This window comes from Clostridium sp. Marseille-Q7071 (genome assembly GCF_965112025.1).
In genome coordinates this window covers 3,282,760-3,308,785 of the sequence record NZ_CBCOPR010000001.1, presented here as the reverse complement: position 1 = coordinate 3,308,785, position 26,026 = coordinate 3,282,760, and the positions used below count along the sequence as shown (strand labels likewise).

The following is a 26,026-nucleotide window of genomic DNA, read 5'->3' as shown; positions in this document are numbered from 1 at the left end:
TAGGAATTATTATATTTATTGTTTTTGTAATGAAATGTAAAAACATTGTTGAAAATTACAGAACTATATAGTAACAATTTAATTTTATTTAAAGAAAAAGTATAATCATACGAAAAATAACATATGAGATAAAGGAGGACTTTAGATGAAGATTAAAACTAGAAAACAAAAAGAAAAGAAAAAATTGACTTTAGGATTAAATTTAAGTTTAAGAAATGAACTTTTAATTTTAATATTATTTATATCTTTAATTCCTATAATCATTTTAGGTATAAGCACTACTAAGGTAGTTTATAATAGTGCAAATAATGAGTATATTGTAGCAACTGCTAATAAAATTGAGGATGTAGGAAAAGAAATAGAGAATATTATTAATTTTAATAGCAACTTAATAAATATTCTTTCAGAAGAAGAAAATATACAAAATGGATTTAAAGGTGAGAAAAATAAAAGTCTAGTTTTCAATACTTTTATGAATGTAAAAGCAAATAGTAATGATGTATTATCCATATATTTTGCTAATGAAAAGAAGGAATTATATCTTTATCCTAAAGTGGAATTAGATTCAAATTATGATCCCAATTCTCGTGAATGGTATACCAATGCAAAGGGCGAAAAGAACTTAGTGATATCAAAGCCGTATATAGATGCTTTTACTGGCAAACAAGTCTTTACTATCTCAAAAAAAGTAATAGATAAAAATGGAGATTTAATTGGTGTAATGGCAATGGATATTGATCTTACAAATTTATCAGAAAAGGTTACTTCTAGTTCAATTGGCAATGAAGGATTTATTTTAGTTACTTATAAAGATGAAAGTGTAGTTGCTAGTAGTAAGGAAGAACTGATAGGTAAAGAATTATCGAAGGAACAGTGGGCAAAAGATCTTATCACTTCTGAAAATTTGGATTTGTTTAAATTTGAAAATAATAATTACTATATTCAAAAATATACAAATGGAGAATTAGGTTATACAACTTATGGATTTAGTTCTACAAATGAAATTAAGGGACAAATAGGTGAAGCTTTATGGACGTCTATAATATTAATAGTTTTTATACTTATATTTTCACTTACTGTTGTCACTATTTTTTCTTCAAAATTTGTTAGAGTGATAAATAATTTGGTAAATACTTTAGCTCGTACTAGGAATGGAGACTTTACAGCTCGTATAACTACCAAAGGAATAGTGACCAAAGAGATTAAAGAAATTTCTAATGTGGTAAATAGTATGATGGATGATATGGTATCATTGCTTGAAAGTGTGAAGAATGCTTCCAAACATTTATCAGAAGCGTCAAGTACATTAACAAATATAGTTAAAGACTCAAGAGTTGCTAATAGTGATATTTCAAGTGCTGTGTCACAAATGGCACAAGGAGCAAATGAACAGTCAATAATGTTAGATGAAAATGTTTCTCTTACCATTAATTTAGGCGAAGATATCAGTAATATAGTATCATATTCAGAAGATGTAATGAATCAATGCGAAGAAGCAGAAAAACTTATTTTTAATGGAAAAGAAGTTATACAAGATTTTGATGAAATGTTTAAAGAAAATACTGAAGCAGTAATTGATACTGTAAATAAAGCAAAAACTTTACAGGAAAATTCTAAGAAGATTAATATTATTATAGATGCAATAAAATCTATAACAAATAAAACTAATTTACTTGCACTAAATGCTAGTATAGAAGCTGCACGAGCAGGTGAGGCAGGACATGGCTTTGCAGTAGTTGCTAATGAAGTAAAAAAGCTAGCAGAGCAATCTACAATTTCTGCTGAAGAAATAGAAAAAGTAATAAAAGAAAATATTAGTGATATAGATAAGGTTATTAATGGAGTAACAATATCAAAAGAGATTACAGAAAAAACCTCAAGTAAAGTTGAAAATACTTTTAAAACCTTTGAAGAAATAAATTCTTCAATAAAACTTCTTCAGAAAAATATAAATGGAGTTAATGAAACTTTAATAAATATAAATAGTACTAAAGATGGACTTATAGGAAGAATACAAAATATTTCAGCAGTGGCAGAAGAAGCAGCAGCATCTTCAGAAGAAGTAAGTGCATCTAGCGAAGAACAAAAGGATAGATTTGGACAAGTAGTACTATCAGCAGAAAACTTAGAATTGTTATCAGAAAAACTTAAGGGTGTAATTAGTAAATTCAAAATAAGTTAAGAAATAACTGCTGATGATAATATCAGCAGTTATTTTTTATAAATCAACTCAATATAGCTTCAGAATCTAATGATTAAAATAGTATAATACCTTAATAATTTACAATATTCGCTAGAAAAAAATAGAAAAATAGTTTAAATGTAGAGAATAATTGATATTATTAAAATTGTGTATAAAAAATATATATTATGAAGTAAATATGTAATTATTTTTAATAAATTAAAGTTACAACACTTAGATATATGTAATTTGTTGAAAAAATATGTCAAATTAATTATACTTATTAAGTAATAGGCACATTAAACTAGGGGGAGAGAATATGAAAAGGAAAAAAGAGAAGAAATTTAAATTAGTGAGTATTAAAAAGCAACTCTCACTAATGCTGGTAATTACATGTGTAATTCCTATTATTATCTTAGGAGTAGCTACAACAAAAACAATTTATGATAGTGTGATGAATGAATATATGATTGTTGCATCCGCTTCTGTAAGAGCAATAAATGATGAAATAGAGGAAATAATTGATTCTAATAGTAATTTTATTAAGTTATTATCAAGTGAACCTCACGTTAGAAACCTTTATACTAAACAAGGAAATGAGAGTAAGGCAGTTGAAACTTTCAAAAATATACAGGGAATTAAAGATAATATTTTTTCAGTTTATGCTTTTAATGAAAAGACAAAACTTTATTGCTATCCACCGGATGAAGTAGATAGTAGTTTTAATTTAAATGAAAGACTATGGTATACGGAAGCTATGAAAGATGAGAATCTATTATACATAGATATCCCGTATAAGGATCACAGCTCTGGCCAAATGATAGTGACTTTGTCAAAGGCTTTAAAAGATGACAATAATAAATTAGCTGGAGTTGTGGCAATAGATATGGATTTAAATAAAGTTTCCGAAAAAGTTTCTAAAATGAAAATAGGAAAAGAAGGATTTAATATAGTTGCTTATAAAGATGGGAGTATAATTGCTAGTGACAATGAAAAATTGATAGGAAAGAATTTGAATGATGAAGAATGGAGCAAAGGAATACTTGATAACGATATCATAGATGTAACTTTTGATAATGCAAATTATCATGCGGTTAAGGTGGAAAATAAGGAACTAGGATATACTTCTTTTGGGTTTATAAGAAATTCAGAAATAAATGGTAAAATATTTAATAAATTAGCTATTCCCATACTGGCAGTATTAATAATTATAATTTTTTCATCAGGAGCACCTATGGTATATTCTACTAATTTGTCTAAAAGCATGAAGCATTTAGTCAATATTCTTAAAGCTGCAAAGGATGGAGATTTTACTAAAAGAGTTAATTTAAATAAAGTTAAGACCATGGAAATTGTAGAGATAGGAAATGCCAGTAACGAACTTATGAATGATATGGAAAAGATAATAGATAATATTGTTAACACTTCAGAGCATTTATCTAAATCATCAGTGGATTTAACTACTACTGTAGAATTTTCAGAAACAGTAGCTGGTGATATATCTAATGCAGTAGAACAGGTGGCTCAAGGAGCTAATGAACAATCTATAATGCTTGAAGAAAGTGTAGCTTTATCCATGGATTTAGGAAATAACATAAGTGAAATATTAAATTATTCTAATGATGTATTAGAAGAAAGCGAAGAAGTTGAAAGTTTTGTTAGTAGTGGTAAGGAAATGGTTGAAGGACTTACTTATTCCTTCAGTGAAAATAATAGAGCTATAATTAATGTAGCAGCTAAAGCTGAAGCGCTAGGAGAGAATTCTAATAGAATTAGAGCAATAATTGATGCCATAAAAGAAATTACTAGTAAAACTAATTTATTAGCATTAAATGCAAGTATTGAAGCAGCTAGAGCTGGGGAAGCTGGACGTGGTTTTGCAGTAGTTGCAGAAGAAGTAAGAAAGTTAGCAGAGCAATCTTCAAGTTCTGCAGAAGAAGTTGAAAAAGTTATAAATACTAATTTAGAAGATATTAAGATGGTTATTAAAGAAATTACACTATCTAAAGATTTAAGTGAAAAGACATTAGAGAAAGTTGAAAATACTAATGAGACTTTTGATGAAATAAACAATGCAATTAAAGGTCTTCAAAATAATATAAATAGTGTAAATGATACATTAACTAAAGTTAATGAAGCTAAAGATGGTTTTATTGATAAGATACAAGGAATATCAGCAGTTTCAGAAGAAGCAGCAGCTTCAACGGAAGAAGTAAGTGCATCTAGTGAAGAACAAAGAACTAAATTTAGAGAAGTAGTTACTGCTGCTGAAAATTTGGAAAAATTATCCTTAGATCTTAGAGAAACGATAAGTAAATTTAATATTAATAAAGAAAATGGAAATAATTAATAAAGAGTAAAGCTAAGTTTAAACTTAGCTTTACTTTTTATTTAAATAAAAGTCATTGTAATAAAATTTTGGAAAAGTATAATTAAAGTAATACCATGTTAAAAATTTTGCTATGAAAATTAAAATAATGTATAAGATAAATGTTTACTAAGGAATTGTAGTAATAAAAAGTTAAGTTTTGTAGTGGTTTATTTGACAAAGTATTACAATAAATTTATTATATAGTATATATGAATATGTATTCATATATACTATATAATTAAAATGCATATATAGGAGGAATAGTATGGATAATAATTTAGAATTCTGTAACTGTACAGAAATTCATAAGGATATAGTTGATAGTGTAAAAAGTAATATACCTTCAGAAGAGGTGTTAGGTGATTTATCAGAGCTTTTTAAAGCTTTTGGAGATATAACTAGAATAAGAATACTATATGTTTTATTTCAAAAGGAAATGTGTGTTTGTGACATAGCAGAAACCTTAGGAATGAGCCAATCTGCAATATCACATCAATTAAGAGTATTAAAAAGTACAAGATTGGTAAAGTTTAGAAAAGAAGGTAAGGTAGTTTATTACTCTTTAGATGATGACCATGTTAAGTATATTTTTGATCAAGCTTTATTACATGTAAAAGAGTAAGATTTAGTTCTCATCTGTATAAATTTGCAATTTTAAAAATTCTAATTAAAAATATAAAGCAATTAATTCTTAAAGAATTAATTGCTTTATAAGTGGATATACATATAAATTTTTAATGCTCTATTTTAATTATCTAATTCAAAAGTTTATACACTTTTATTGAAAATTTACTAGAGTATTTATTATTAATTTTATAAACTGTTAATTAAAATAATCTAAATATAGATTTTAACGATGAACTTAAAATTTTATATTATTTATCAAATAAATAACTTTTAATAACTGCAGGAACTTCTCTAACGAAGAAGTTTAGTGCGAGAAATTTATGAGTTCTACCAGGATACCCATAAGTTTTAAAGCCCAGTCGTTGTGAAAGGATCTTTGCTCTAAACATATGAAAATTATTAGTAATCACTGTTACTGATAACATCTCTCTATTATCTAGACTATGTAGTTTATCTTTGGTATAGAGAAAGTTTTCATAGGTAGTTGTGGACTTATCTTCCATTATTATATTATCTTCTTTAACTCCTTTTTCTATGAGGAAGTTTTTCATTGCTGCGGCTTCACTAATTAATTCATCTGGGCCTTGTCCACCGCTTACTACAATTTTTACATCAGGGTAAAGGTTATGAAATTCAACTGCTGCCATAAGTCTATAGTAAAGGGACGTTGAAATTTTATCACCTATAAGTCCTGCACCTAATACAATTGCATAATCAGGCTTTGTAGTATCTTTATAAAATCCATTAAATATTATTAATGATTGAAGTAAAATATAAATAATGGTTAATAGAACTAATAGTATAAGAGTTATCTGTCTTATTGATTTTGGTAAGGAAGAAAAAAAATCAAGTATTTTATTCATTTTTAATCCAATCAAAATTAATATAGTTCCAATAATAGCCCAAAAAGTTGAAAAACTTGTATTATAAAATATAGCCTTAATACCAATAAAGTATAATAAACAAAGGAACCCTAATAGTAATAGAAATTTTGAAATATTGCTATGATTTAATTTAATCATAATTAACCTCCTTAATTTTAAAAATATGTGGTATTATAAATAATGTTGATTTTAATATCTAAAGATATGATTTCATATTTTTATAAAAATTGATTACATAATTCACAATATATATTTCTGTGTAGCTCTCTAATTACCCTTTTATTATAAAAAATAAAGGTAAGCACTTATAGATATACCAGTTCTAAAATTAATATATGTGAAAACAATTGTTGCTTTTAAAGCTATTGAATTCACAATTGTGGATATTTATCAGCAGAAGCTGAGAAATTTAGAATTGATTAACCGTAGCGGCGAACAGCGTTCGCCATATATTATTGAATAAATATTAAACTATAAGACGTATTAAAAAGAACTGGCGAGCAGTGTTCGCCCCTACAATAAAACACTAGCAATTGTATTGCTAGTAAAAAAACAATTAAAGAAATTAGTTTGATTAGAACTAATTTCCACCACAATTGTCAATTGTCTATTTTCAATTCTCAATTGATTAAAGTTGTGAATTGGAGTTTTTAACGGCATAGCTACATTGAGCTATATATTAATTTTTAAGGTAGTTTATATATAGGCAAATTAAAATAAAAAAATTATAAATTTAATATAATTATTTATATAACTAATAATACTATAATACATAGCAATCATTAGTATTATTAGTTTTAAGAGGTGAATAATATGGAAGTTTATTTTGATAACAGTGCAACTACAGAACCTTATGAGGAAGTAATTGAAGAAGTAAGTAATAGTATGAGAGAGTATTTTGCTAATCCATCTTCTGCTCATAGCTTAGGGTTTAAAGCGGAACAAAAGCTTAGAAAGTGTAGAGAGTTTATTGCTACTACAATTAAAGCTCATAGTGAAGAAATAATATTTACTTCTGGTGGAAGCGAAAGTAATAATTTTTTAATAAAGGGATTTTCTAAGGTAGGAACTCATATAATTACATCGAATATTGAACATCCTAGTGTATTAAATACTTTTAAAGCTCTAGAAAAAGAAGGTATAAAGGTAAGTTATATATCTTTAAAGGACAATGGCGAAATAAATATAGATGAATTGTTAGAGAGTATAACTAAAGATACAGTACTTGTAAGCATAATGCATGTTAATAATGAGATTGGAATAATTCAAGATATTGAAAAAATAGGAAATGCTATAAAAGAAAAATCAACTAGAGTAAAATTTCATGTAGATGCAGTACAAAGCTACGGAAAAATACCTATAGATGTAGAAAAATGTAAAATTGATCTACTGAGCACTAGTGGACATAAATTACATGGACCTAGAGGTGTAGGTTTTGCTTATATTAAAAAAGGATTAGTGGCGAATCCATTAATTTCTGGCGGAGGGCAAGAGAGAAACTTTAGATCAGGAACAGAAAACTTACCAGCTATAGCTGGCTTCGCAATGGCAAGTAAAATAATGCATGAAAATTTACAGGAAAATTATGAAAAAGTATTAGAAGTTAAAAAATATTTCATTGAAAGATTGGATGAATTAGAGGAAGTAAAAATTAACAGTAAAATGGAAGATAACTTTTTGCCTCATATACTTTCTGTTTCTTTTCAATCTATAAGAGGTGAGGTATTATTGCATGCTCTAGAAGAAAAGAATATATATGTTTCAACAGGTTCAGCTTGTTCTTCAAAAGCTGTAAAAACTTCACAGGTATTAAATGCTTTTGGACTATCTTTAAAAGAGCAACAGGGAACTATAAGGTTTAGTTTCTGCGAATATAATACTAAGGATGAAGTAGATTATGTCATTGAAGCTTTGAAAAGCAGTTTAAAAATTTTAAGGAGGATGAAAAGGTGAGAAAACTATTATTAGTTAAGTATGCTTCAGAAATTTTTTTAAAGGGGTTAAATAGAGGAAAATTTGAAAGAAGATTAAAGGATAATATTAAACATGTACTTGAAGAATTAAATTATGAATTTGTTGAAGATAGTGGCAGATGGTTTATATACTCTGAAAATTTAGATGAAATTATAGAGAGAGTTAAAAAGGTTTTTGGAGTGATGGAAGTTTGTATAGTGGAAGAAACCACTGCTGATATGGAATCAATATCTAAGGTAGCATTAGAGGTTATGAAGAATGCTGTGGGAAAAACTTTTAAGGTTGAAACAAATAGAGCAAATAAAGAATTTACACTAAACTCTATGGAAGTTAGTAGAGAAGTAGGAGCTTACATATTGGAAAATTTAGATGGAATTACTGTTGATGTAAAGAAACCTGAATTTTTGTTAAATATAGAAATAAGAAAAAATGCTTATGTTATCTCTAAAAAAGTTAAGGCAGTAGGAGGACTTCCTTATGGAATTAATGGAAGTACTATGCTTATGTTATCAGGAGGAATAGATTCTCCTGTAGCAGGATATTTAATGGCACGTAGAGGTGTAGAACTTCATGCTGTTTATTATCATAGTCATCCTTATACAAGTGAAAGAGCTAAAGATAAAGTGAAGACTTTAGCAAATATATTAAAAAACTATACAGGCGAATTAAATCTATATGTGGTTCCTTTTACTGATATTCAATTAGAAATTATTGAAAAATGTAGAGAAGATGAATTAACAATAATAATGAGAAGATTTATGATGAGACTTGCTTGTAAATTAGCAGAGAAATATAATATTAATTCTGTAACTACTGGGGAAAGTGTTGGTCAGGTAGCCTCACAAACTATGGAGGCTTTGGTAGTAAGTGATAATTGTTCAGATAGACCGGTGTTTAGACCGCTAATTGCTATGGACAAAATAGATATTATGGATATTGCAAGAGACATAGATACCTATGAAACATCTATATTACCTTATGAGGATTGTTGTACAATCTTTGTACCTAAACATCCTAAAACTAAACCTAGATTAGATGAAATTATAAAATCTGAATCTATACTTGATATAGATGAATTGGTAGAAAAAGCTATAGAAGGAATGGAAGTATACAACTAATATGAATTTAGATGATTATTATAAAAACTTCTCTTGTATAAGAGAGGTTTTTATAGATTTGTAGTGGTGAACAATGTTCGCTAATTTTTCATTCCGAAGGTTTAATAAAAAAACAATTATATATACAAAAGTCTTGAGAAATATAAGATTTCTATATAAAATAAACTATAGGTACTTTGGGGGAAAGGATGAAAGGATTTATGAAGGATTATTTGCCGCTAATTTGTGGCACTTTTGCTTGTTTAATATGGATAAGATATTGTATTTATAAGTATAAAGAAAATAAGAATATAAAATATATAATAGTTATAGGTGTACCAATTTGTGTAATTATAGGGTTAATTCCTGCTGTAAGGCAAAATAGCGAATTAAGAAATTTAATGGTTTCATTAGTAGCTGTGGATTTTATAATACTTTTTATCTTATATTTTGTAAAAAGATTTAAGAAACATTTTAAAGAGGCATATAAAATTTATAGAGATAAAAAGGAAGAATAGAGAATTAATTTAACTTAAAGGCTAGCAATTGTTTTTATAAGTTATTTAACATTTTAGTTTAAAAAGCGTGACCTTTAGTCACGCTTTTCTATTCTATGTTTTCACCTGATGCCATTTCTAGTTCTTTATCAGCTAAAAGATCTTTTGAATTATTATTCTTAAATACAAAACTTAATTTAGTTTCAGTGGTGATTATTGCTATAAATATAAATATACAGCCAACAATCATAGAGAAGGTAAATTTATCTCCAAATATCAATACTGAAAATAATGATCCAAATAAACATTCTAAAGAGAGTATTATAGCAGCATGAGTAGAACTTGTATATTTTTGAGCTACATTTTGAATTATAAAGCAAAGTGTAGTACTGAATATAACCATATATGCTATAGGTAGTATTAATTTTGTTTCAAACTGAGGTAAAGGTTCAAAGAAAATTGCCATAATAAAAGATAATATTGCAGCTACACCAAATTGAATAATAGTTAATATTATAGGATCTGTTTTTTTAGTGTATAGACCAATGGTAATAATTTGTCCAGCAAAACCTATACCACATAATATTGTAAGTATGTCACCACCATTAAAATTTAAACCTCCTTGAAGAGTTAGGCAGGAAATACCAATTAAGCATAAAATTGCACCAATAACTGAAAATTTATCTGGTTTTAATTTAAAAATAGCCCAATTTAAAAAAGGAACAAGTACTACGTAAGTTGCAGTTAAAAAAGCACTTTTGCTAGCAGTAGTATAAACAATTCCTACAGTTTGAAGTGCAAATCCTAGAAATAAAAAAATTCCTATTATAGTTCCCATTTTAAAATCTGTTTTAGTTGCTTTTTTAAAATTTTTATTAAAGATTATTGCCATTATAACAGTTGAGAGAAAAAATCTTATAGTCATTTGATAAAAGGGTGGTATTAGATTTACAGAATCTTTTACGGCAATAAAACCTCCACCCCATATGATTGCTACTAATAAAAGAGCTAAATCTGCTAATAAACTTTTGTTCTTCAAAGCTTTCATTAAATCACTTCCTTTTCTTATATTCCACAGTGAAAAACGCCATAATCTAATACATGAATTTTTAGATTATGGCGTTATATAGTATATATTCTAGGTTTCTTAATAAATTCCTTTGGAAATTTAGCGAAATATTTTAAATTTTAAGGTAATTAATTAGCTATTTCATCTAAAATTTCATAGGTAGGAAGGTTTTTAAATTTATCTTCGTTGAATATTCTATTATAACAATAGGATATTATATCACTTCTTTTAATTATGCCAATAAAAATATTAGAATCATCTACAACAGGTACAAAATTTTGAGATTTAGCAACCAGTATTAGACTTTCAATGTCAGAGTTTATTGACACTGCTTTATTTCGAACATTTCTTGGTATATCTCTAATTAACACCTTTTCAGTGTCTTTTAGGGTTATATCAGGATCATTTTTAAATTTCCATAAAATATCCCCTTCGGTTAATGTACCAACATATCTGCCTTTTTCATCTACTAAAGGAATAGCTGTATATCTATGATATTCCATACGTTCCATAGCTCTTCTCATTGTTGAATTTACCTTTTCATGTATTACCTCACTTTTTGGAGTAAGAAAAAAAGCAACATTCATGGGATCATCCTCCAATTAATATTATATTACTTATTTTTAATTTGTTCTTATATATACTATTATATCATTCTATATGTCAATATTGTTACAAAACGATTTAAATTAGAAGTATTTACTAATTTATACTAAGGCATTATAATTAGTTTTATAAGACTTTCATAAATAGTAGATATAAGTTATATTTAAAATATATTTAAAATATATTTTACTAGATGAATATTAGATTATAATAATATTAAGGTTAAATTTTATTAGGAGGTTTTTAATAATGGAATTTATAGCAGAGGCATCTTTAATAGAAGCCATATCTTTAGGAGAAGTTGAAGCTGTAAGAACAGCGTTAATTGAGTATATAAGAAAAGATCCAGGAAATGTAGGAGAAATATTAAGAGCTAAAAAATATGCTGAAGAATTTATTGATGATTTAATGGATGAACATAATAATGAGGTTTTAAAACCCATTAATGAATGGGATAAGGAATATTTTTTAAAATCTCTAAGTAGTCTTATTGATAATTTTTCTGAAATAAGATTTCAACATATTTGTATGATAGGCGCATATCTTTATCCACAGAGTACTTCAAAGGATGCAATAATTATAAATAATTTGGAGCCAGTAGGAAAAATAAATAAAAAAGAAATAGCTACAAAAGTAATTGCTACTGCTGTGACATGTGTAGCAATTAGTAAAATTTTATTAAGAAATAAAAAACATAAATAAAGCATCTATAATATAGATGCTTTATTTATATTTAATTAGGTTTTAATGCAGTTTTAATGGGGAAAATATATAATTAATGAAAGAGTTATAGGAGGAGTACTAAGTGATACGAATAGTAAAAGATTTATTTAATAAGTATTTGTTTCATACAAAGGCCTTTAATAATCTTAAGAACAATTTAAAAGCTTTTACTATATTGTTTTTAGTAACTGTGATGTTTTTTGGTGCAATTATACCTTGGTTTAATAGAAATAGAGTAAAAACCTTTTATAATTATAAAGCCATACATAGAGATATTAAAAAAAGTGAGCCAAATGAACGGGTAAAAGTCCATGCTAGGAAACTTGGAGAAAGCTTTAGCTCCATAAAAGATATTCTTATTTTAGATAATGAAAACAATATTACATATAGCTATAGCAATTCCAATTTGTCTAAGAATGGAAAGTTCATACTGGATAAAAGCTTAGATGCTAATTATGAAGAGGATCAATACAATGATTATCTTCATAGAGGATTTTTATATAGTAGTAATAACCCTGAAATAATTTATGTGAAATCTTACATAGAAGATATGCTTTTTCTAGGGGGAAATTTCTATGAAGAAGAGTTTGAGCAATTCTTAAAAAGCTCAGAAGATAAAGGTAATAAAGAAGTGAAAAATTTTAAGCAATTATATTTATTGCATGAGATTAATGATGAAATTAACAATAGAAAGATTGTAATAATAGCATTTACTGGTGATATGAACTTTGGAATGATAATATGGATTATAGCAGCTATATTTTGTGTTTTGGGTATAGTGTTAGTCATATCTTTCTTTATAATATTAATTTTTGTATTTCAATTATATAGAGAAAATAAAAATACATTTTTAAATAGAAAAAAACATTTGATCTAGGAGGGATAAGTTATGAAAGAGTATAAAATATTGATCGTTGAAGATGAAAAACAAATTGCTAGATTTGTTCAGTTAGAATTAATGCATGAAGGTTACGAGGTTGAAACTGTTTATGATGGTAGAGAAGGTTTAGAAAAAATAAAAAATAATGAATATAACTTAGTTATATTAGATGTTATGCTTCCAAGTTTAAATGGCATGGAGGTTTGTAGAAGAGTAAGAGCTTTTAGTGAGGTACCAATTATAATGCTTACAGCTAAAGATAGTGTTATAGATAAAGTAACAGGATTAGATATTGGGGCTGATGATTACATGACAAAGCCTTTTGCAATTGAAGAATTATTAGCTAGAATTAGAGCTATAAAGAGAAAAAATAGTAGTAAAAATAATGAAAATAAAAATGAGATTATGGTTAATGATTTAGTTATGAATTTAAGCACTCATGAAGTTAAACGAGAAAACCAATTAATTGAATTGACTAAAAGAGAATACGACCTTCTAGAATATTTGATGAAGAATGTAGACGTTGTATTGAATAGAGAACAATTATTGGAAGTTGTTTGGGGATACAATTATATGGGAGATACAAATGTAGTTGATGTATATATTAGATATTTGAGAAGCAAAATTGATGAAGGTTTTGATGTAAAGTTAATTCATACCGTTAGAGGAGTAGGATATGTTATTAAAAAACACAAAAATATCGACTAAATTAACTATACTTTATACTATATTACTTCTTAGCGTATTAATTGCATTGAATAGTGCTATATATTTAGGAATAACTTTTTATGCAGAGCATCAAGTTAGTGCAGAGTTAAATTATTTATCTAAAATTATTGAGCAAAGAATTGTTAATCCAAGAGGTGTCTATAATTACTCAAATATTTTTGAGGGTGCACCTTCTAAAGAAAGGTACTATTCTCGAATATTAGATGATAAAGGAAATGTCATTGCTACTGTAGACAACTTTAAATATGATATTCCTTTAAATATAAACTCTAATAATACTACTGATAAAACTGATTATAGATATGAAAAAGAGCGAAAGTATATATATGTAACCAATAAAGTTAAAACAAATAATGGTACTGTATATATTCAGGCTGTTAAGGATATAGAATACGAAACAATCTTCTTGGAAGTATTAAAAGCTTTTATGATAACAGCTTGCTTTGGAGGAATTATAATTTCGATAGCACTTGGAAATGTGGTTAGTAAAGGTATGCTAGAACCTATTGATAGAATAACTAAAGCAGCACAAAGCATAAGTATCAATAACTTAAAGGAAAGAATAGAAGTTGCTCCTAAAGAAGATGAATTATCCAGATTAGCATCAACTTTTAATAGTATGATTGATAGACTGCAAGGGTCTTTTGAAAAACAAAATCAATTTGTATCTGATGCTTCTCATGAACTGAGAACCCCTATTGCAGTTATAAAAGGATATGTGAATTTATTAGACCGATGGGGGAAAGATGATAAAGAAATCTTAGAGGAATCAATTGAGGCTATTAAAAAAGAAACAGAAAACATGACTGTATTATTAGAAAAATTATTGTTTTTAGCAAGAAATGATAGTAATACGCAGAAGATTCATAAAGAAAAATTTTATTTAAATGAATTAATTGATGAGGTAATAAAAGAAAGTAAATTTATTTCTGATAAACATAATATATATAGTAAAATAAATGATGAAATAATTATAGATGCTGATTATAAGATGATTAAGCAAGGTTTAAGAATTTTTGTGGACAATAGTATTAAATTCACTAAAGAAGATGGAGAAATTGTAATTAATTTAATAAGAGAAAATAATTTTGCAAAAATTGTTATAAGAGACACAGGTATTGGTATACCTAAAGAGGATTTATCTAGAATATTTGATAGGTTTTATATGGTAGATAAAGCTAGACATAGAGAAAAAGGTGGAAGTGGCCTAGGACTTGCTATTGCAAAATTAATTATTGAAAATCATAGTGGTAAAATATATGCTAGCAGTGAAGTTTCGAAAGGAACAACTATAACAGTGGTGTTACCAATTGAAAATAAATAAAGCAATAAAGCATTAGCTATTTTTGTAGCAAGTGCTTTATTACTTTATTTAATGTATACTAGCGTGTTTACTTAAGGAGTTCATATGCCTTTGATAATCTTTTAATATGGAATTTAAAAGTCTATAACTGTTGTGATCTATTGATTTACTTTCTTGGATTAGTCTACTACCCATTATGTAACCTGTATTTGATGCATTATGAGCTTCTTCAATAATATCTTGAGAAGAATTAAGATTAATACTATTTGTTATTTGGGAATAAAAATCTATAGTTTTACTAACAAATCCTGAACTATTAACAGGAACACCACCTAAGTCTTGAATTCTTTCTGATACTTTAAGTGCATGTAATCTATAATCCTTTTGGATTTCTTGCAATCGATTTTTTATATTATAATCATTACATTTCTGGATATATTGTTCAAAGGTATCAATGCCCATATAAATACCTTGAAGGAATTTATTCAATTCGTTAATACATTCTTTATTCAAAGAAAACAACTCCTTTTATATATACTATAGAGTTCCTCAATGGAAATTTAGACTATACATGATTTTAATTTCCATAAAAAAATTCTTATTCATGAATTAAAAATTAAGAATTAAAGATACGGATTATGGTTAAAACTCCACTGACAAAGCCTTTGGAGTTTTTTAGAATAAATTTTATTTTAGAAATTCACTAAGGGTGAATTTCATCCCTCAATTCTTCATTTTTAATTGTTAATCCTTAATTTTTAAGATGTTAAGCTATTTTATAGAAAATTTATTTTTCAGAGTATATTTTAACTTTTCACATTGCATGACTATATGATTATTATGGATTTAAAAGTTATAATATATGTAATCTATATCAATTAACATTAAAATATTCTAAATTTTAATGTTCTTATAAAATAAATATAATATGAGGAGAAGCTCTATGATTATCATAGAGCTTCTTAATAATAGAAATTATAAATTTCTAAAAAAGAATTACTATAATTTTATATATTTAAAGAAGAGTTTTTTTCAGGTTTTACATTTTCAGATTTAATTTTTTCAATAGTTATACCTGTATATCCATAGAAAATAGCAACTAACGGATTTATTAAATTAAGAAAAGTAAAGGGCAGATAAGAGAGGGTAGGGACACCTAAAGTGGAACTCATAAATGCTCCGCAGTTGCTCCAAGGTATTAAACAAGAAGTCATAGTACCAGCATCTTCAAGAGTTCTTGAAAGGTTTTTAGGAGCAAGACCTCTTTTAACATATTCATCTTTATACATTCTACCTGGAATAACTATTGATAAATATTGATCTCCAGAAATAAGATTTGTAAATATACAAGATACTACAGTTACTAATATTAATGAACCAGTGTTTACTGCCAATTTTAATAAGCTTTCAGCTAATAATCCTAAACAACCTGATTTCTCCATGATTCCACCAAAAGTCATAGCGCACATGATTAAGGATACGGTGGGCATCATACTTTGCAGCCCTCCTCGATTTAAAAGCTCGTCAACCATTTGAACACCACTATTCCCAACATATCCTAAATTCATGACATTTATGATATCCCCAAAGGAAGAGCTTTGAAATAATATTGCGAATAATCCTCCTAATATTGCACCAGCAATTAATCCGGGAATAGCAGGAATTTTTTTAACAACTAAGACTATAACAACTACCGGAGGAATTAAAAGTAATGGAGTTATATTAAAGCTTCTTTGTAGTCCATCTAAAATGGTATTTATTTGAGTAACATCTAATTCCTTACCAGCATATTTTAATCCTAGTATTCCATAGAGTACTAAAGCTATAATCATACTTGGACCTGTAGTATAAATCATATGTTTTATATGATCAAATAGCTCAGAACCAGCCATAGCAGGAGCTAAGTTCGTAGTATCAGAAAGGGGGGACATTTTATCTCCAAAATAGGCACCAGATATAACAGCGCCAGCAACTAAAGGAGTTGAAAAACCAAGACCTTGACCAATTCCCAGTAGTGCAATACCTACAGTTCCAACAGTGGTCCAAGAACTACCAGTAGCAAGGGAAACTATTGAACACATTATACAAGTTGCTAATAAAAATATACCTGGAGATATAATTTTAAGACCATAATATATCATAGTAGGCACTGTGCCGCTAAGTATCCAAGAACCGATAATAATTCCTATTATCATTAAAATAATTATTGCCTGCATAGACATTTGAATAGAGTTTATAAATCCTTTCTCTAAGTCTTTCCATTTAAATCCTAGCCTAAGTGCAACTAGGGAAGCAATTATCGAACCTATGACTAAAGGTATGTGAGCACTTGCTTCATAAAGTATAATACCAACAGATAGGCATATTGCTAAAATAATAATGGGCAGTAATGCTTCCAAGAGTTTTGGTTTTCTTATCTCATTACTCATATTAGTCCTCCTGTTTCAATATATTGTTAATATATTACATTATATACAAAAAGTTTTCAATGAAGATTAAGGGTAATTAAAAATAACTATTAACAGTTTGTTACTTAAATACATAAAATTTTTTTCAATAGTTATATTAAAAAGTTGGATTTTAGCAAAAATACTTAAAAAGTAGATATAAAAAGTGGATTTTATGGAGGAATTTTAAAAATAATCATATATTTTATGAGAAAAAAATCAAAAATCAGAAAAGTTATTTCAAATGTAAAAAAATTAATAACATTAACTAAAGAACCCTATGGTTAACATAGAGTTCTTTAGATTTTAGTAATTATATATACATTTAAAAGGGATTAATTATAAGGTTTCACAATGAAAATTTAACTTATACAGTATTTTAATTTTCGTAACAAATTGAATTCTTATATTATAATCTATAAATCTAAAGAAGATCTTTTTTTAGATTTTGCATTTTCGAGCTTGATTTTTTCAATAGTTATACCTGTGTATCCATAGATGATAGCAACAATTGGATTTATTAAGTTAAGGAAAGCATAAGGCATATAAGCGAATGGGTGTACACCTAAAGTACTGCTCATAAATGCTCCACAGGTATTCCAAGGAACAAAGCAAGAGGTCATAGTACCAGCATCTTCAAGAGTTCTTGAAAGATTTTTAGCAGCAAGGCCTCGTTTTGCATATTCATCCTTATACATTCTACCTGGAATAACTATTGCTAAATATTGATCTCCAGCAATAATATTAGTAAATATACAAGATACTATAGTTACTAGTATTAAAGAGCCGGTGTTTACTGCTAATTTTAATAAACTTTCCGCAAGTAATCCGAGGCAGCCTGATTTCTCCATAATTCCACCAAAAATCATAGCGCACATAATTAAGGATACAGTGGGCATCATACTTTGAAGTCCGCCTCGATTTAAAAGTTCGTCAACCATTTCAACACCGCTATTTCCAACATATCCTGAATTCATAACATTTATAACATCACCAAAAGAAGAACTCTGAAATAGCATTGCAAACACTCCACCTAATATTGCGCCAGCAATTAATCCAGGAATAGCAGGAATTTTTTTAACAACTAAAACTATAACGACTATTGGAGGAATTAAAAGCCATGGGGTTATATTGAAATTTGTTTGAAGTCCACTTAATATAGTATTAATTTGAGTTATATCTAATTCTTTACCAGAATATCTTAGTCCTAATATTCCATAGATTACTAAAGCTATGACCATACTTGGAGCCGTAGTATAAATCATGTGTTTTATATGCTCAAATAGTTCAGCACCAGCCATAGCAGGGGCCAAATTTGTAGTATCAGAAAGAGGTGACATTTTATCTCCAAAGTATGCGCCAGATATAATAGCACCGGCAATCATAGGAGTTGGAATGCCAAGACCTTGACCAATTCCTAGTAGTGCTATACCAACAGTTCCGGCAGTAGTCCAAGAACTACCTGTAGCTAGAGAAACTATTGAGCACATAATACAGGAGGCAACTAAGAATATACTAGGAGAAATGATTTTAAGTCCGTAATATATCATAGTAGGAACTGTTCCACTAAGAATCCAAGAACCAATAATAATTCCAATTATCATCAAAATAATTATTGCCTGCATAGACATTTGAATAGAGTTTATAAATGCTTCTTCTAAGTCCTTCCATTTAAACCCTAATCTAAGTGCAACCAAAGACGCAACTATTGAGCCGATAATTAAAGGAATATGAGGACTTGATTCATATAATATTATTCCAACAGAGAGGCATACTGCTAAAAAAATAATTGGTAATAATGCTTCAAAAAGTTTAGGTTTTCTTATTTCATTACTCATATTAATCCTCCTATTTCAATATATTGTTAATATTTTACCTTATAAACAGCAAGTTTTCAATTAAATTTAAGAATAATTAAAAAATTAACTATTAATAATTTATTACAATCATTTAGTGCAAAAAAATAAGTAATATGCATAGAAAATTCATATTATACAGTATAATTATTTAATAAGTAACTTTATAACGCAAAAGAATTTCAAATTATTATTATGCTTATATATGATTTCTTGAATTTTTATATTAAAATTTATATTTTTATTATAAAAATATTAAAGAATTAAAAATGTTTGCAATTATAAAATCAATATTGCTAGAAAAAAATGTTAAACAAATAACAAAATATCATATTATTTTAAAAAAAACTTTGAAATCTTCAAAGGTTTTTATGTAGTAAAGAAATGTTAATAATTGTTTTTACTAAATTTTAGTTTTATTATTAATTTCAGCAATATATTATAAAGCTATTCTTAAACAAAAATAAAAAAAGAGCATTTCAACCTTAGTTGCAATACTCTTATAAGATTAGAATCATCATTATTAAAATAATATTATAAATAAAAATATATCCACAATTTTTAGCAGTTATAGTAAAATCAAAACCACTATAATAGTGATTTCCTCTATAACATCTAGAGTTTAAGCCTTCTTTTATTTCATCCCATCTTTTCATAGTATTAAGGAATAATAAACCTAGCATTTTCCCTGTATTTATAACTTTTAATTTAAAGGTTGTAAAACCACTTCTAGATTTTATAGCATTGTATAGTAATCTTGCTTCATCATCAATCAATAATATGTATCTTTCCATATTTTTAGCTATATCACAAATTTCTCTAAGACTCTTACTTTTGGAGAATAGATATAAAATATGGTCTAATGGTGTAGTTAAAGAAAGGTATGCAATACAAAGTCCACCAGAAAAACTTTTTAATAATATTAATAAAATATAATTTAAATCGTAAGTAAATATAAAAGTAATTGATGATAACAAAGCGAATATAAAGGCACCAAAAGAAAATTTTGAAACCATATTTATTGGATTATTGACCTTTATGTGAAGAAAAATAAAGATTATTATATTTAATATAATTGGTATTATAGTATTGGAAAATCCTAAGATAATAATGGGAAAAATACATAGGCATAACTTTTCAAAAGGATGCCTATGTATTTGACTACTTATTTTAGAATAAGCTATTATATTTTTGAGCACGATTTCTTCTTACCTATATAGAAGCCTACAAATCCTGCACCTATTGCTGCTTGAAGAGAGAATAGTAAACTTTCTATTTCAGAAGAAGGTGGTTCCCAAATACTACTAAACCAAGGTTCATAATCTTTATTTATTTCTGAAATTACTTCTTCCATTTGATCATCTCCGCCTACAAACTCACTAGTAGAACCATAGTAGGCAAGGGGAGCGATTACAAGAAAAATACAAATCAATACAAGTACAATATTTTTTCTTTTCATTTATACCATCTCCTCCAAAGCTAGTAGTTCATTCTTAGAATGTTTCTCAATAAATTCAAATATTAATACAGTAATAATACCTTCAATTATAGCTAATGGTAATTGAGTTATTGCAAAAATTGAAATGAATTTTGTGAAAGCATTTATAAAATTTCCTCCAGAGTGAGCAAGTCCCATCTGTACTGAAGTAATAACATAAGTGGATAAATCCCCTAAAACTGCTGCTAAAAAAATAGCTATTTTTTTATTTTTATTTTTAAATAATTTATATGTTAAAAATGCAACTATTGGTCCAATAATACCCATAGAAAATACATTTGCACCTAATGTTGTTAAACCACCATGAGCTAATAACAGAGCTTGAAATAGTAGCACTAGTGATGCTATTACCGTCATCGCAAAAGGTCCAAATAAAATTGCTCCAAGGGCAGTACCAGTAGCATGTGAACTACTTCCAGATACAGAAGGTAGTTTTAATGCAGATAAAACAAAGCAAAAGGCAGCGGTAAGTGCTAAAAGCATTTTTAAATCCTTATTATTATATGTTTTTTTATTAATTGCTCTAACCCCTAAGAAGAAGAATGGTGCGGATAAAATAAAGTAAACTATACACCAAAATGGACTTAGGAATCCTTCTGCAATATGCATTGCAAAAGCGCTATAAGGCATAACTATTGAAAGTATTAAACCTAGCAATAAAATATTTCTTTTTTTCATATTAAACCCTCCATCTTTTATAATAGCAATGCTTTAAAGATATTAGTTAGAATTTAATCTTAGTAAAAGATAAATATAATTACTTTAGTATATAATTATAAATTTAATAAGTTTTAAAGCACTGCTACAAATTGTAATAAAATAGATTAAAGGCCTTTAAAAATCTATATAAATCAATAGTTGATCAGACTATTGATTGGAATCAAAGCTTTTGAAAACATCTAAGAATTTGTCTATGTTTTCTTCAGTATGAGCTACTGATAAGAATAATGCCTCAAATTGAGATGGGGCAATATAGATACCATTTTTGAGCATATGCATATAAAATTTTGAAAATAATTTTGTATTACAAGTTTTAGCATCTTCATAGTTCTTTACTTCTTTTAAATCTGTAAAGAATATAGTCATCATAGCTCCACATCTATTTATAGTTATAGGAATATTTTTTTCACTAGCTATTTTAACCATTCCATCCTGAAGTTTTTTACCTAATTTTTCAAGATGTTCATAGTATTCTGGATGAGAATGTAGCTTTTGTACAGTTGCAAGTCCGGCAGCCATAACTATAGGATTTCCAGACATAGTTCCTGCTTGATAAACAGGTCCCATAGGTGAAAGATTTTCCATTATTTGCCTTTTGCCACCATAGGCGCCACAAGGAAGCCCACCACCCATTATTTTAGCGTAGGTAACTATATCAGGAGTTACATCATAAAGACTTTGAGCTCCTTTATAAGCAACCCTAAAACCACACATTACTTCATCAAATATTAATAAAGCACCATATTTTTTACATAGTGACTCCAATTCTTTCATAAATTCTTTAGTAGCTTTTATTACACCCATATTACCAGCGATAGGTTCTATAATAACACCAGCTATATCATCACCATATTTTTCAAAGATACTTTTTATGCTGTCAATATCATTGTAAGAAGCTATTAATGTATTTTTTATACTTTCTTGAGGTACACCAGCACTACCAGGAATACCTTCTGTCATTACTCCAGAACCAGCACTTACTAAAAATCCATCAAAATGTCCATGATAACATCCAGCAAATTTTATAATTTTATTCTTATTAGTGTATCCTCTTGCTAGTTTTACTGCACTCATAGTAGCCTCTGTACCAGAGTTAACCATTCTTATTAAATCTATATTATCTAAAGTTTCACATAAATGTTTTGCAAGTTGTAATTCTAAGTCTGTTGGTGCACCAAAGGCTATAGATTCTTCACAAGTTTGTTTTATTGCATTAATAACATTATTGTCATTGTGACCTAATATCATAGGGCCCCAAGCACCAATAAAATCAATATACTTGTTTCCATCTTCATCGAATATGTATGCACCATCACCTTTTTTTATCACAGGAGGCGTTATACCCATATCTTTTAAAGCTCTAACAGGACTATTAACTCCACCTGGTATGTATTTTTTTGATTCTTCAAAAATTTTAAAACTTCTTTCTGAATTCATTTTCTTCCTCCTTATTTAATTTATATCACAAAAGATTTTTTGTATTAATTTTAATGTTTCATCTCCATTACCTTTTAAGGTTTCCTCTTTTAAAACTTCAATGGCTCTATTTACATAAGCATTACTAGTACTTTTAATTAAAGTTTCAACTAATTTATCATTATCTTTTGTGTATTTTTTTTGAGTATAGGTTTTAAACCTGTTTTTATAAATGGAATTACCTTTATTTATCATATTAATGATATGAGGAGATAAGCCCCTAAGAGTTCTCCATTCATTATATTCTTCTATATACTTTTCAACTATATATCGATGATTATCCATTATAACTCTTCTTAATTTTTTATTTTCCTCATCAATTATATGAACTTTATCTATATCATATACTGTGACGTTTTTAAGTAGCTCTACATTTTTTTCAACATCCTTAGGAACTGCCAAATCAAATATTAATAGTTCTTTATCACTTGGAATTTCATCTTTAGTTATAATAGTATTAGGTGATGAAGTACAGCTTATTATTGTATCAACTAAATCATAATATTGCTTCCTACATTCCATAGAAATTATTTTTACTTTATCATTACAGGTTAATAATTCATCTTTTTTAATCTTTTCTACATTTCTTCCTACAATGTATATGTTATCGAAATTATTATCATTTCCTATTAAAGTTTTATAGCAAAGCTTTCCCATTACACCAAAGCCTATAATCATATAATTTCTTTTATTTCTTTTTATAGCTTCTTTCACAGCAATTGAAGATGCAGAAACAGGAATTTTATATAGGGTTGTAGCAGTTTTAAATTCCTTGCCGCAAGCTATGGCATTAGTAAAAAGTCTTTCTAAAATACCTTTTAAACTATTTGCTTTAACAGCAGCAAAATAAGCATCTTTAATCTGACCTAATATTTGATCTTCACCTAAAATTTTAGAATGAAAGCCACAACATAACTCCATTAAGTGTTTTATAGCAGCTTCACCTGTTGAGTGGAATATATATTTTTTATTATCTATATCCCAATTTAATATTGTAAAAATATTATTTATAATGTTTTCATCTACATTTTCAGAGGTAAAATAAACTTCTGTTCTATTACAAGTAGAAAGTATAACTACTTCATCACAAATTCCTCTTAATTTTAATAAGCTTTCTTCTAATACATTGCTAGCAATGCTAAAGCAACTTCGTGTTTCTATATCAACTTCTCTATTTAGCCCTATTAGTTGAATCATCCATTAATCATCTCCTAGCTTATGTACCTTTACCTAGTATATTTACACAAATATTACGCAAATAAAAAAACTCACAATAAGTGAGTTTGCATACTAAATCCTAATAGGTTATTTAAGTATCAACGCCACTTTCCTTCCCACCGAAGGCACAGCAAGTTGTTTATGGCAGGTCTCCTGACTCACGCATCAATCTCCTCTCACCTTCCCAAGCACAAGCTCAGTGGTCAAGATTCGTCTTCGTTACAGTAGCGGGGGCTGTAGTGGATTTTCACCACTTTCCCTATTATACTAATAATAGTACCATAAACTTAACATATTTCGTTGAGTTTAGTATATCACAAATACATTAAATTTTAAAGAATTTATTTTTAAAAAAATCTAGCTATTTAATTTTATCTTTAAATTATTGATGTATATAAAGCTATAGATAACTTTTTAATAAAGTTTTTAATTTGAGATTAAGCCAATTTCTTTAAAGATTGAGTAAAAATATTTTTTTCAAGCAGCATATCTATATATAATATAAGATGTACTACTCCTAAGTTTAATCTGTCTCTGAGAATAATTAACACTTATTGGTATGGCAACTAAAACTACTAAATTCAAAATTCACAGTTCACAATTCACGATTTCAGATATTTCTCAGTGGCAACTGAGAAATTTAGAATTGATTAACTGTAGCGGCGAACAGTGTTCGCCATATATTATTGAATAAATGTTAAACTATAAGACGTATTAAAAAGAACTGACGAACACCGTTCACATCTACAATAAAACACTAGCAATTGCATTGCTAATTAAAAGATCCATTAAAGAAATTATTTTAATCAAAAATAATTTCCACCTTAATTGTGCATTGTGCATTGTGCATTGTGAATTAAAATGCCATAGAGATATACATTAAATTTTAAGGTAGTTTATTTATAGAGTAATTTTAGAGGAAATTTTCATATATTGTTGAATAAATCTTGATAAAAGAATTTTAAGGAGAAAATAATTATGAAAACTTTAAAGAAGACAGTAGTAGTTGCTTTACTTATATTAATTTTCTTATACCTAGAAAATAATTCGATTGTTAAAAGTTATATAGAAATTGAACATAGCAAAATGGAAAATAATAACAAAATTAAAATAATACATTTATCTGATTTGCATTGTAAGAGCTTTGGTGAAAATCAAAAATATATTATAAATAAAATTAAAAAAGAGAAGCCAGATATTATAGCATTTACAGGTGATCTAATAGATAGTAGAAAATATGATGAGATACCTAGCTTAGAATTAATGAAAGAATTAGTTAAGATTTCACCAGTTTATTATGTAACTGGGAACCACGAATGGAGATACGGTAATGTAGATTATCTACAAAATAAATTAGAAGCTTTAGGAATAAAGGTTTTAAGAAATCATAAGGAGTTAATAAAGATAAATAATCAAAGTATAGAAATTATAGGAATAGAAGATCCGTTAAGTGGTTATGGACAAGATACTGAAGCCAATATTGTAGAAAATTATCTTATGCCTTTAATAAAAGAAGATAAGAATTTTAAACTGCTTTTAAGTCATAGGCCAGAAAAATTTAATATATATAGTAGTTTAAATATAGATTTAGCTTTAACTGGTCATGCACATGGAGGACAAATTAGACTCCCGCTAGTAGGTGGATTATTTGCTCCAATGCAAGGAATTTTCCCTAAATATACTAAAGGACTTTATAAAGAAAAGGATTCTTATATGATAGTAAATAGAGGGTTAGGTAATAGTTTATTTCCTCAACGCATATTTAATAGACCAGAAATTGTGGTTATAACATTAAAATCATCAGAAAGCAGAAATAATTAAGCAAACTAGGTACTATTTTTTATATACTAAAAATTAATATATAAAAAG

Annotated in this window: 22 protein-coding genes and 1 riboswitch; of the genes, 11 read left to right on the top strand and 11 right to left on the bottom strand. The window is 27.4% G+C overall.

What is annotated here, in order from left to right; genetic code table 11:
• Positions 1-145: 145 nt before the first annotated feature.
• The 3 genes from ACWPW7_RS15675 (at position 146) to ACWPW7_RS15665 (ending at position 5,175) form a co-directional block, all read left to right on the top strand.
• Positions 146-2,182 (top strand): methyl-accepting chemotaxis protein, encoded by a 2,037-nt coding sequence (locus tag ACWPW7_RS15675; protein WP_454054263.1) that lies wholly within the window; start codon positions 146-148, stop codon positions 2,180-2,182.
• Between the two features lie 319 nt (positions 2,183-2,501).
• Positions 2,502-4,532, top strand: coding sequence for a methyl-accepting chemotaxis protein (locus ACWPW7_RS15670; RefSeq protein WP_454054262.1), 2,031 nt, complete (start codon positions 2,502-2,504; stop codon positions 4,530-4,532).
• 286 nt (positions 4,533-4,818) lie between these two features.
• Positions 4,819-5,175: an ArsR/SmtB family transcription factor gene (locus ACWPW7_RS15665; protein WP_039630122.1), complete on the top strand. Its 357-nt coding sequence runs from the start codon at positions 4,819-4,821 to the stop codon at positions 5,173-5,175.
• A 253-nt stretch (positions 5,176-5,428) separates the two neighbouring features.
• Here ACWPW7_RS15665 and ACWPW7_RS15660 read toward each other — a convergent pair whose 3' ends face one another.
• Positions 5,429-6,202, bottom strand: a complete 774-nt coding sequence (locus ACWPW7_RS15660) for a YdcF family protein (RefSeq protein WP_454054261.1) — start codon at positions 6,200-6,202, stop codon at positions 5,429-5,431.
• A 675-nt stretch (positions 6,203-6,877) separates the two neighbouring features.
• Between ACWPW7_RS15660 and ACWPW7_RS15655 the strand changes: the two genes are divergently transcribed.
• The 3 genes from ACWPW7_RS15655 (at position 6,878) to ACWPW7_RS15645 (ending at position 9,653) form a co-directional block, all read left to right on the top strand.
• The gene (locus ACWPW7_RS15655; RefSeq protein WP_454054260.1) at positions 6,878-8,017 is read left to right on the top strand and encodes a cysteine desulfurase family protein; all 1,140 of its coding nucleotides are present in this window, start codon (positions 6,878-6,880) and stop codon (positions 8,015-8,017) included.
• Positions 8,014-9,156, top strand: a complete 1,143-nt coding sequence (gene thiI / locus ACWPW7_RS15650) for a tRNA uracil 4-sulfurtransferase ThiI (protein WP_454054259.1) — start codon at positions 8,014-8,016, stop codon at positions 9,154-9,156. The genes ACWPW7_RS15655 and thiI overlap by 4 nt, the downstream gene beginning before the upstream one ends.
• Positions 9,157-9,344: 188 nt before the next feature.
• Positions 9,345-9,653, top strand: a complete 309-nt coding sequence (locus ACWPW7_RS15645) for a hypothetical protein (protein WP_291565848.1) — start codon at positions 9,345-9,347, stop codon at positions 9,651-9,653.
• 88 nt (positions 9,654-9,741) lie between these two features.
• Here ACWPW7_RS15645 and ACWPW7_RS15640 read toward each other — a convergent pair whose 3' ends face one another.
• Both ACWPW7_RS15640 and ACWPW7_RS15635 read right to left on the bottom strand, forming a co-directional pair.
• A complete protein-coding gene (locus tag ACWPW7_RS15640; RefSeq protein WP_454054258.1) occupies positions 9,742-10,680 on the bottom strand; it encodes a DMT family transporter in 939 nt (312 codons plus the stop codon).
• Between the two features lie 149 nt (positions 10,681-10,829).
• Positions 10,830-11,288 (bottom strand): CBS domain-containing protein, encoded by a 459-nt coding sequence (locus tag ACWPW7_RS15635; protein ID WP_291565844.1) that lies wholly within the window; start codon positions 11,286-11,288, stop codon positions 10,830-10,832.
• A 268-nt stretch (positions 11,289-11,556) separates the two neighbouring features.
• Between ACWPW7_RS15635 and ACWPW7_RS15630 the strand changes: the two genes are divergently transcribed.
• The 4 genes from ACWPW7_RS15630 (at position 11,557) to ACWPW7_RS15615 (ending at position 14,963) form a co-directional block, all read left to right on the top strand.
• Positions 11,557-12,009 (top strand): hypothetical protein, encoded by a 453-nt coding sequence (locus ACWPW7_RS15630; RefSeq protein WP_454054257.1) that lies wholly within the window; start codon positions 11,557-11,559, stop codon positions 12,007-12,009.
• A 103-nt stretch (positions 12,010-12,112) separates the two neighbouring features.
• Positions 12,113-12,907: a hypothetical protein gene (locus tag ACWPW7_RS15625; protein ID WP_454054256.1), complete on the top strand. Its 795-nt coding sequence runs from the start codon at positions 12,113-12,115 to the stop codon at positions 12,905-12,907.
• Between the two features lie 12 nt (positions 12,908-12,919).
• Positions 12,920-13,618 carry a response regulator transcription factor gene (locus ACWPW7_RS15620; protein ID WP_312580204.1) on the top strand — a complete coding sequence of 233 codons (699 nt, stop codon included), beginning with the start codon at positions 12,920-12,922 and terminating at the stop codon, positions 13,616-13,618.
• Entirely contained in the window at positions 13,587-14,963 is a 1,377-nt protein-coding gene (locus ACWPW7_RS15615) for a sensor histidine kinase (RefSeq protein WP_291565838.1), read from the top strand. Before ACWPW7_RS15620 ends, ACWPW7_RS15615 begins: the two co-directional genes overlap by 32 nt.
• A gap of 48 nt (positions 14,964-15,011) precedes the next feature.
• Here the strand turns inward: ACWPW7_RS15615 and ACWPW7_RS15610 are convergent, their stop codons facing one another.
• The 8 genes from ACWPW7_RS15610 to hemA all read right to left on the bottom strand — a co-directional run bounded on the left by ACWPW7_RS15610 (position 15,012) and on the right by hemA (position 24,136).
• On the bottom strand, positions 15,012-15,455 hold the full coding sequence (locus ACWPW7_RS15610) for a DUF2383 domain-containing protein (RefSeq protein ID WP_291565836.1): 444 nt from the start codon (positions 15,453-15,455) through the stop codon (positions 15,012-15,014).
• A 494-nt stretch (positions 15,456-15,949) separates the two neighbouring features.
• Positions 15,950-17,371 (bottom strand): Na+/H+ antiporter NhaC, encoded by a 1,422-nt coding sequence (gene nhaC, locus ACWPW7_RS15605; protein WP_454054255.1) that lies wholly within the window; start codon positions 17,369-17,371, stop codon positions 15,950-15,952.
• A gap of 434 nt (positions 17,372-17,805) precedes the next feature.
• On the bottom strand, positions 17,806-19,227 hold the full coding sequence (gene nhaC / locus ACWPW7_RS15600; RefSeq protein ID WP_454054254.1) for a Na+/H+ antiporter NhaC: 1,422 nt from the start codon (positions 19,225-19,227) through the stop codon (positions 17,806-17,808).
• A 518-nt stretch (positions 19,228-19,745) separates the two neighbouring features.
• Positions 19,746-20,444, bottom strand: coding sequence for a CbiQ family ECF transporter T component (locus ACWPW7_RS15595; RefSeq protein ID WP_454054253.1), 699 nt, complete (start codon positions 20,442-20,444; stop codon positions 19,746-19,748).
• The gene (locus tag ACWPW7_RS15590; RefSeq protein WP_454054252.1) at positions 20,429-20,704 is read right to left on the bottom strand and encodes an energy-coupling factor ABC transporter substrate-binding protein; all 276 of its coding nucleotides are present in this window, start codon (positions 20,702-20,704) and stop codon (positions 20,429-20,431) included. Before ACWPW7_RS15590 ends, ACWPW7_RS15595 begins: the two co-directional genes overlap by 16 nt.
• Positions 20,705-21,421, bottom strand: a complete 717-nt coding sequence (locus tag ACWPW7_RS15585) for an energy-coupling factor ABC transporter permease (RefSeq protein WP_454054251.1) — start codon at positions 21,419-21,421, stop codon at positions 20,705-20,707. It lies immediately after the preceding gene.
• Between the two features lie 189 nt (positions 21,422-21,610).
• Positions 21,611-22,900, bottom strand: a complete 1,290-nt coding sequence (gene hemL, locus ACWPW7_RS15580) for a glutamate-1-semialdehyde 2,1-aminomutase (protein WP_454054250.1) — start codon at positions 22,898-22,900, stop codon at positions 21,611-21,613.
• A gap of 15 nt (positions 22,901-22,915) precedes the next feature.
• Positions 22,916-24,136 carry a glutamyl-tRNA reductase gene (gene hemA / locus ACWPW7_RS15575; RefSeq protein ID WP_454054249.1) on the bottom strand — a complete coding sequence of 407 codons (1,221 nt, stop codon included), beginning with the start codon at positions 24,134-24,136 and terminating at the stop codon, positions 22,916-22,918.
• A gap of 147 nt (positions 24,137-24,283) precedes the next feature.
• A riboswitch (cobalamin riboswitch) is annotated at positions 24,284-24,456 on the bottom strand.
• Between the two features lie 679 nt (positions 24,457-25,135).
• On the opposite strand from hemA, the gene ACWPW7_RS15570 reads away from it, so the two are divergent.
• Positions 25,136-25,978, top strand: coding sequence for a metallophosphoesterase (locus ACWPW7_RS15570; protein ID WP_454054248.1), 843 nt, complete (start codon positions 25,136-25,138; stop codon positions 25,976-25,978).
• Positions 25,979-26,026: the final 48 nt, after the last annotated feature.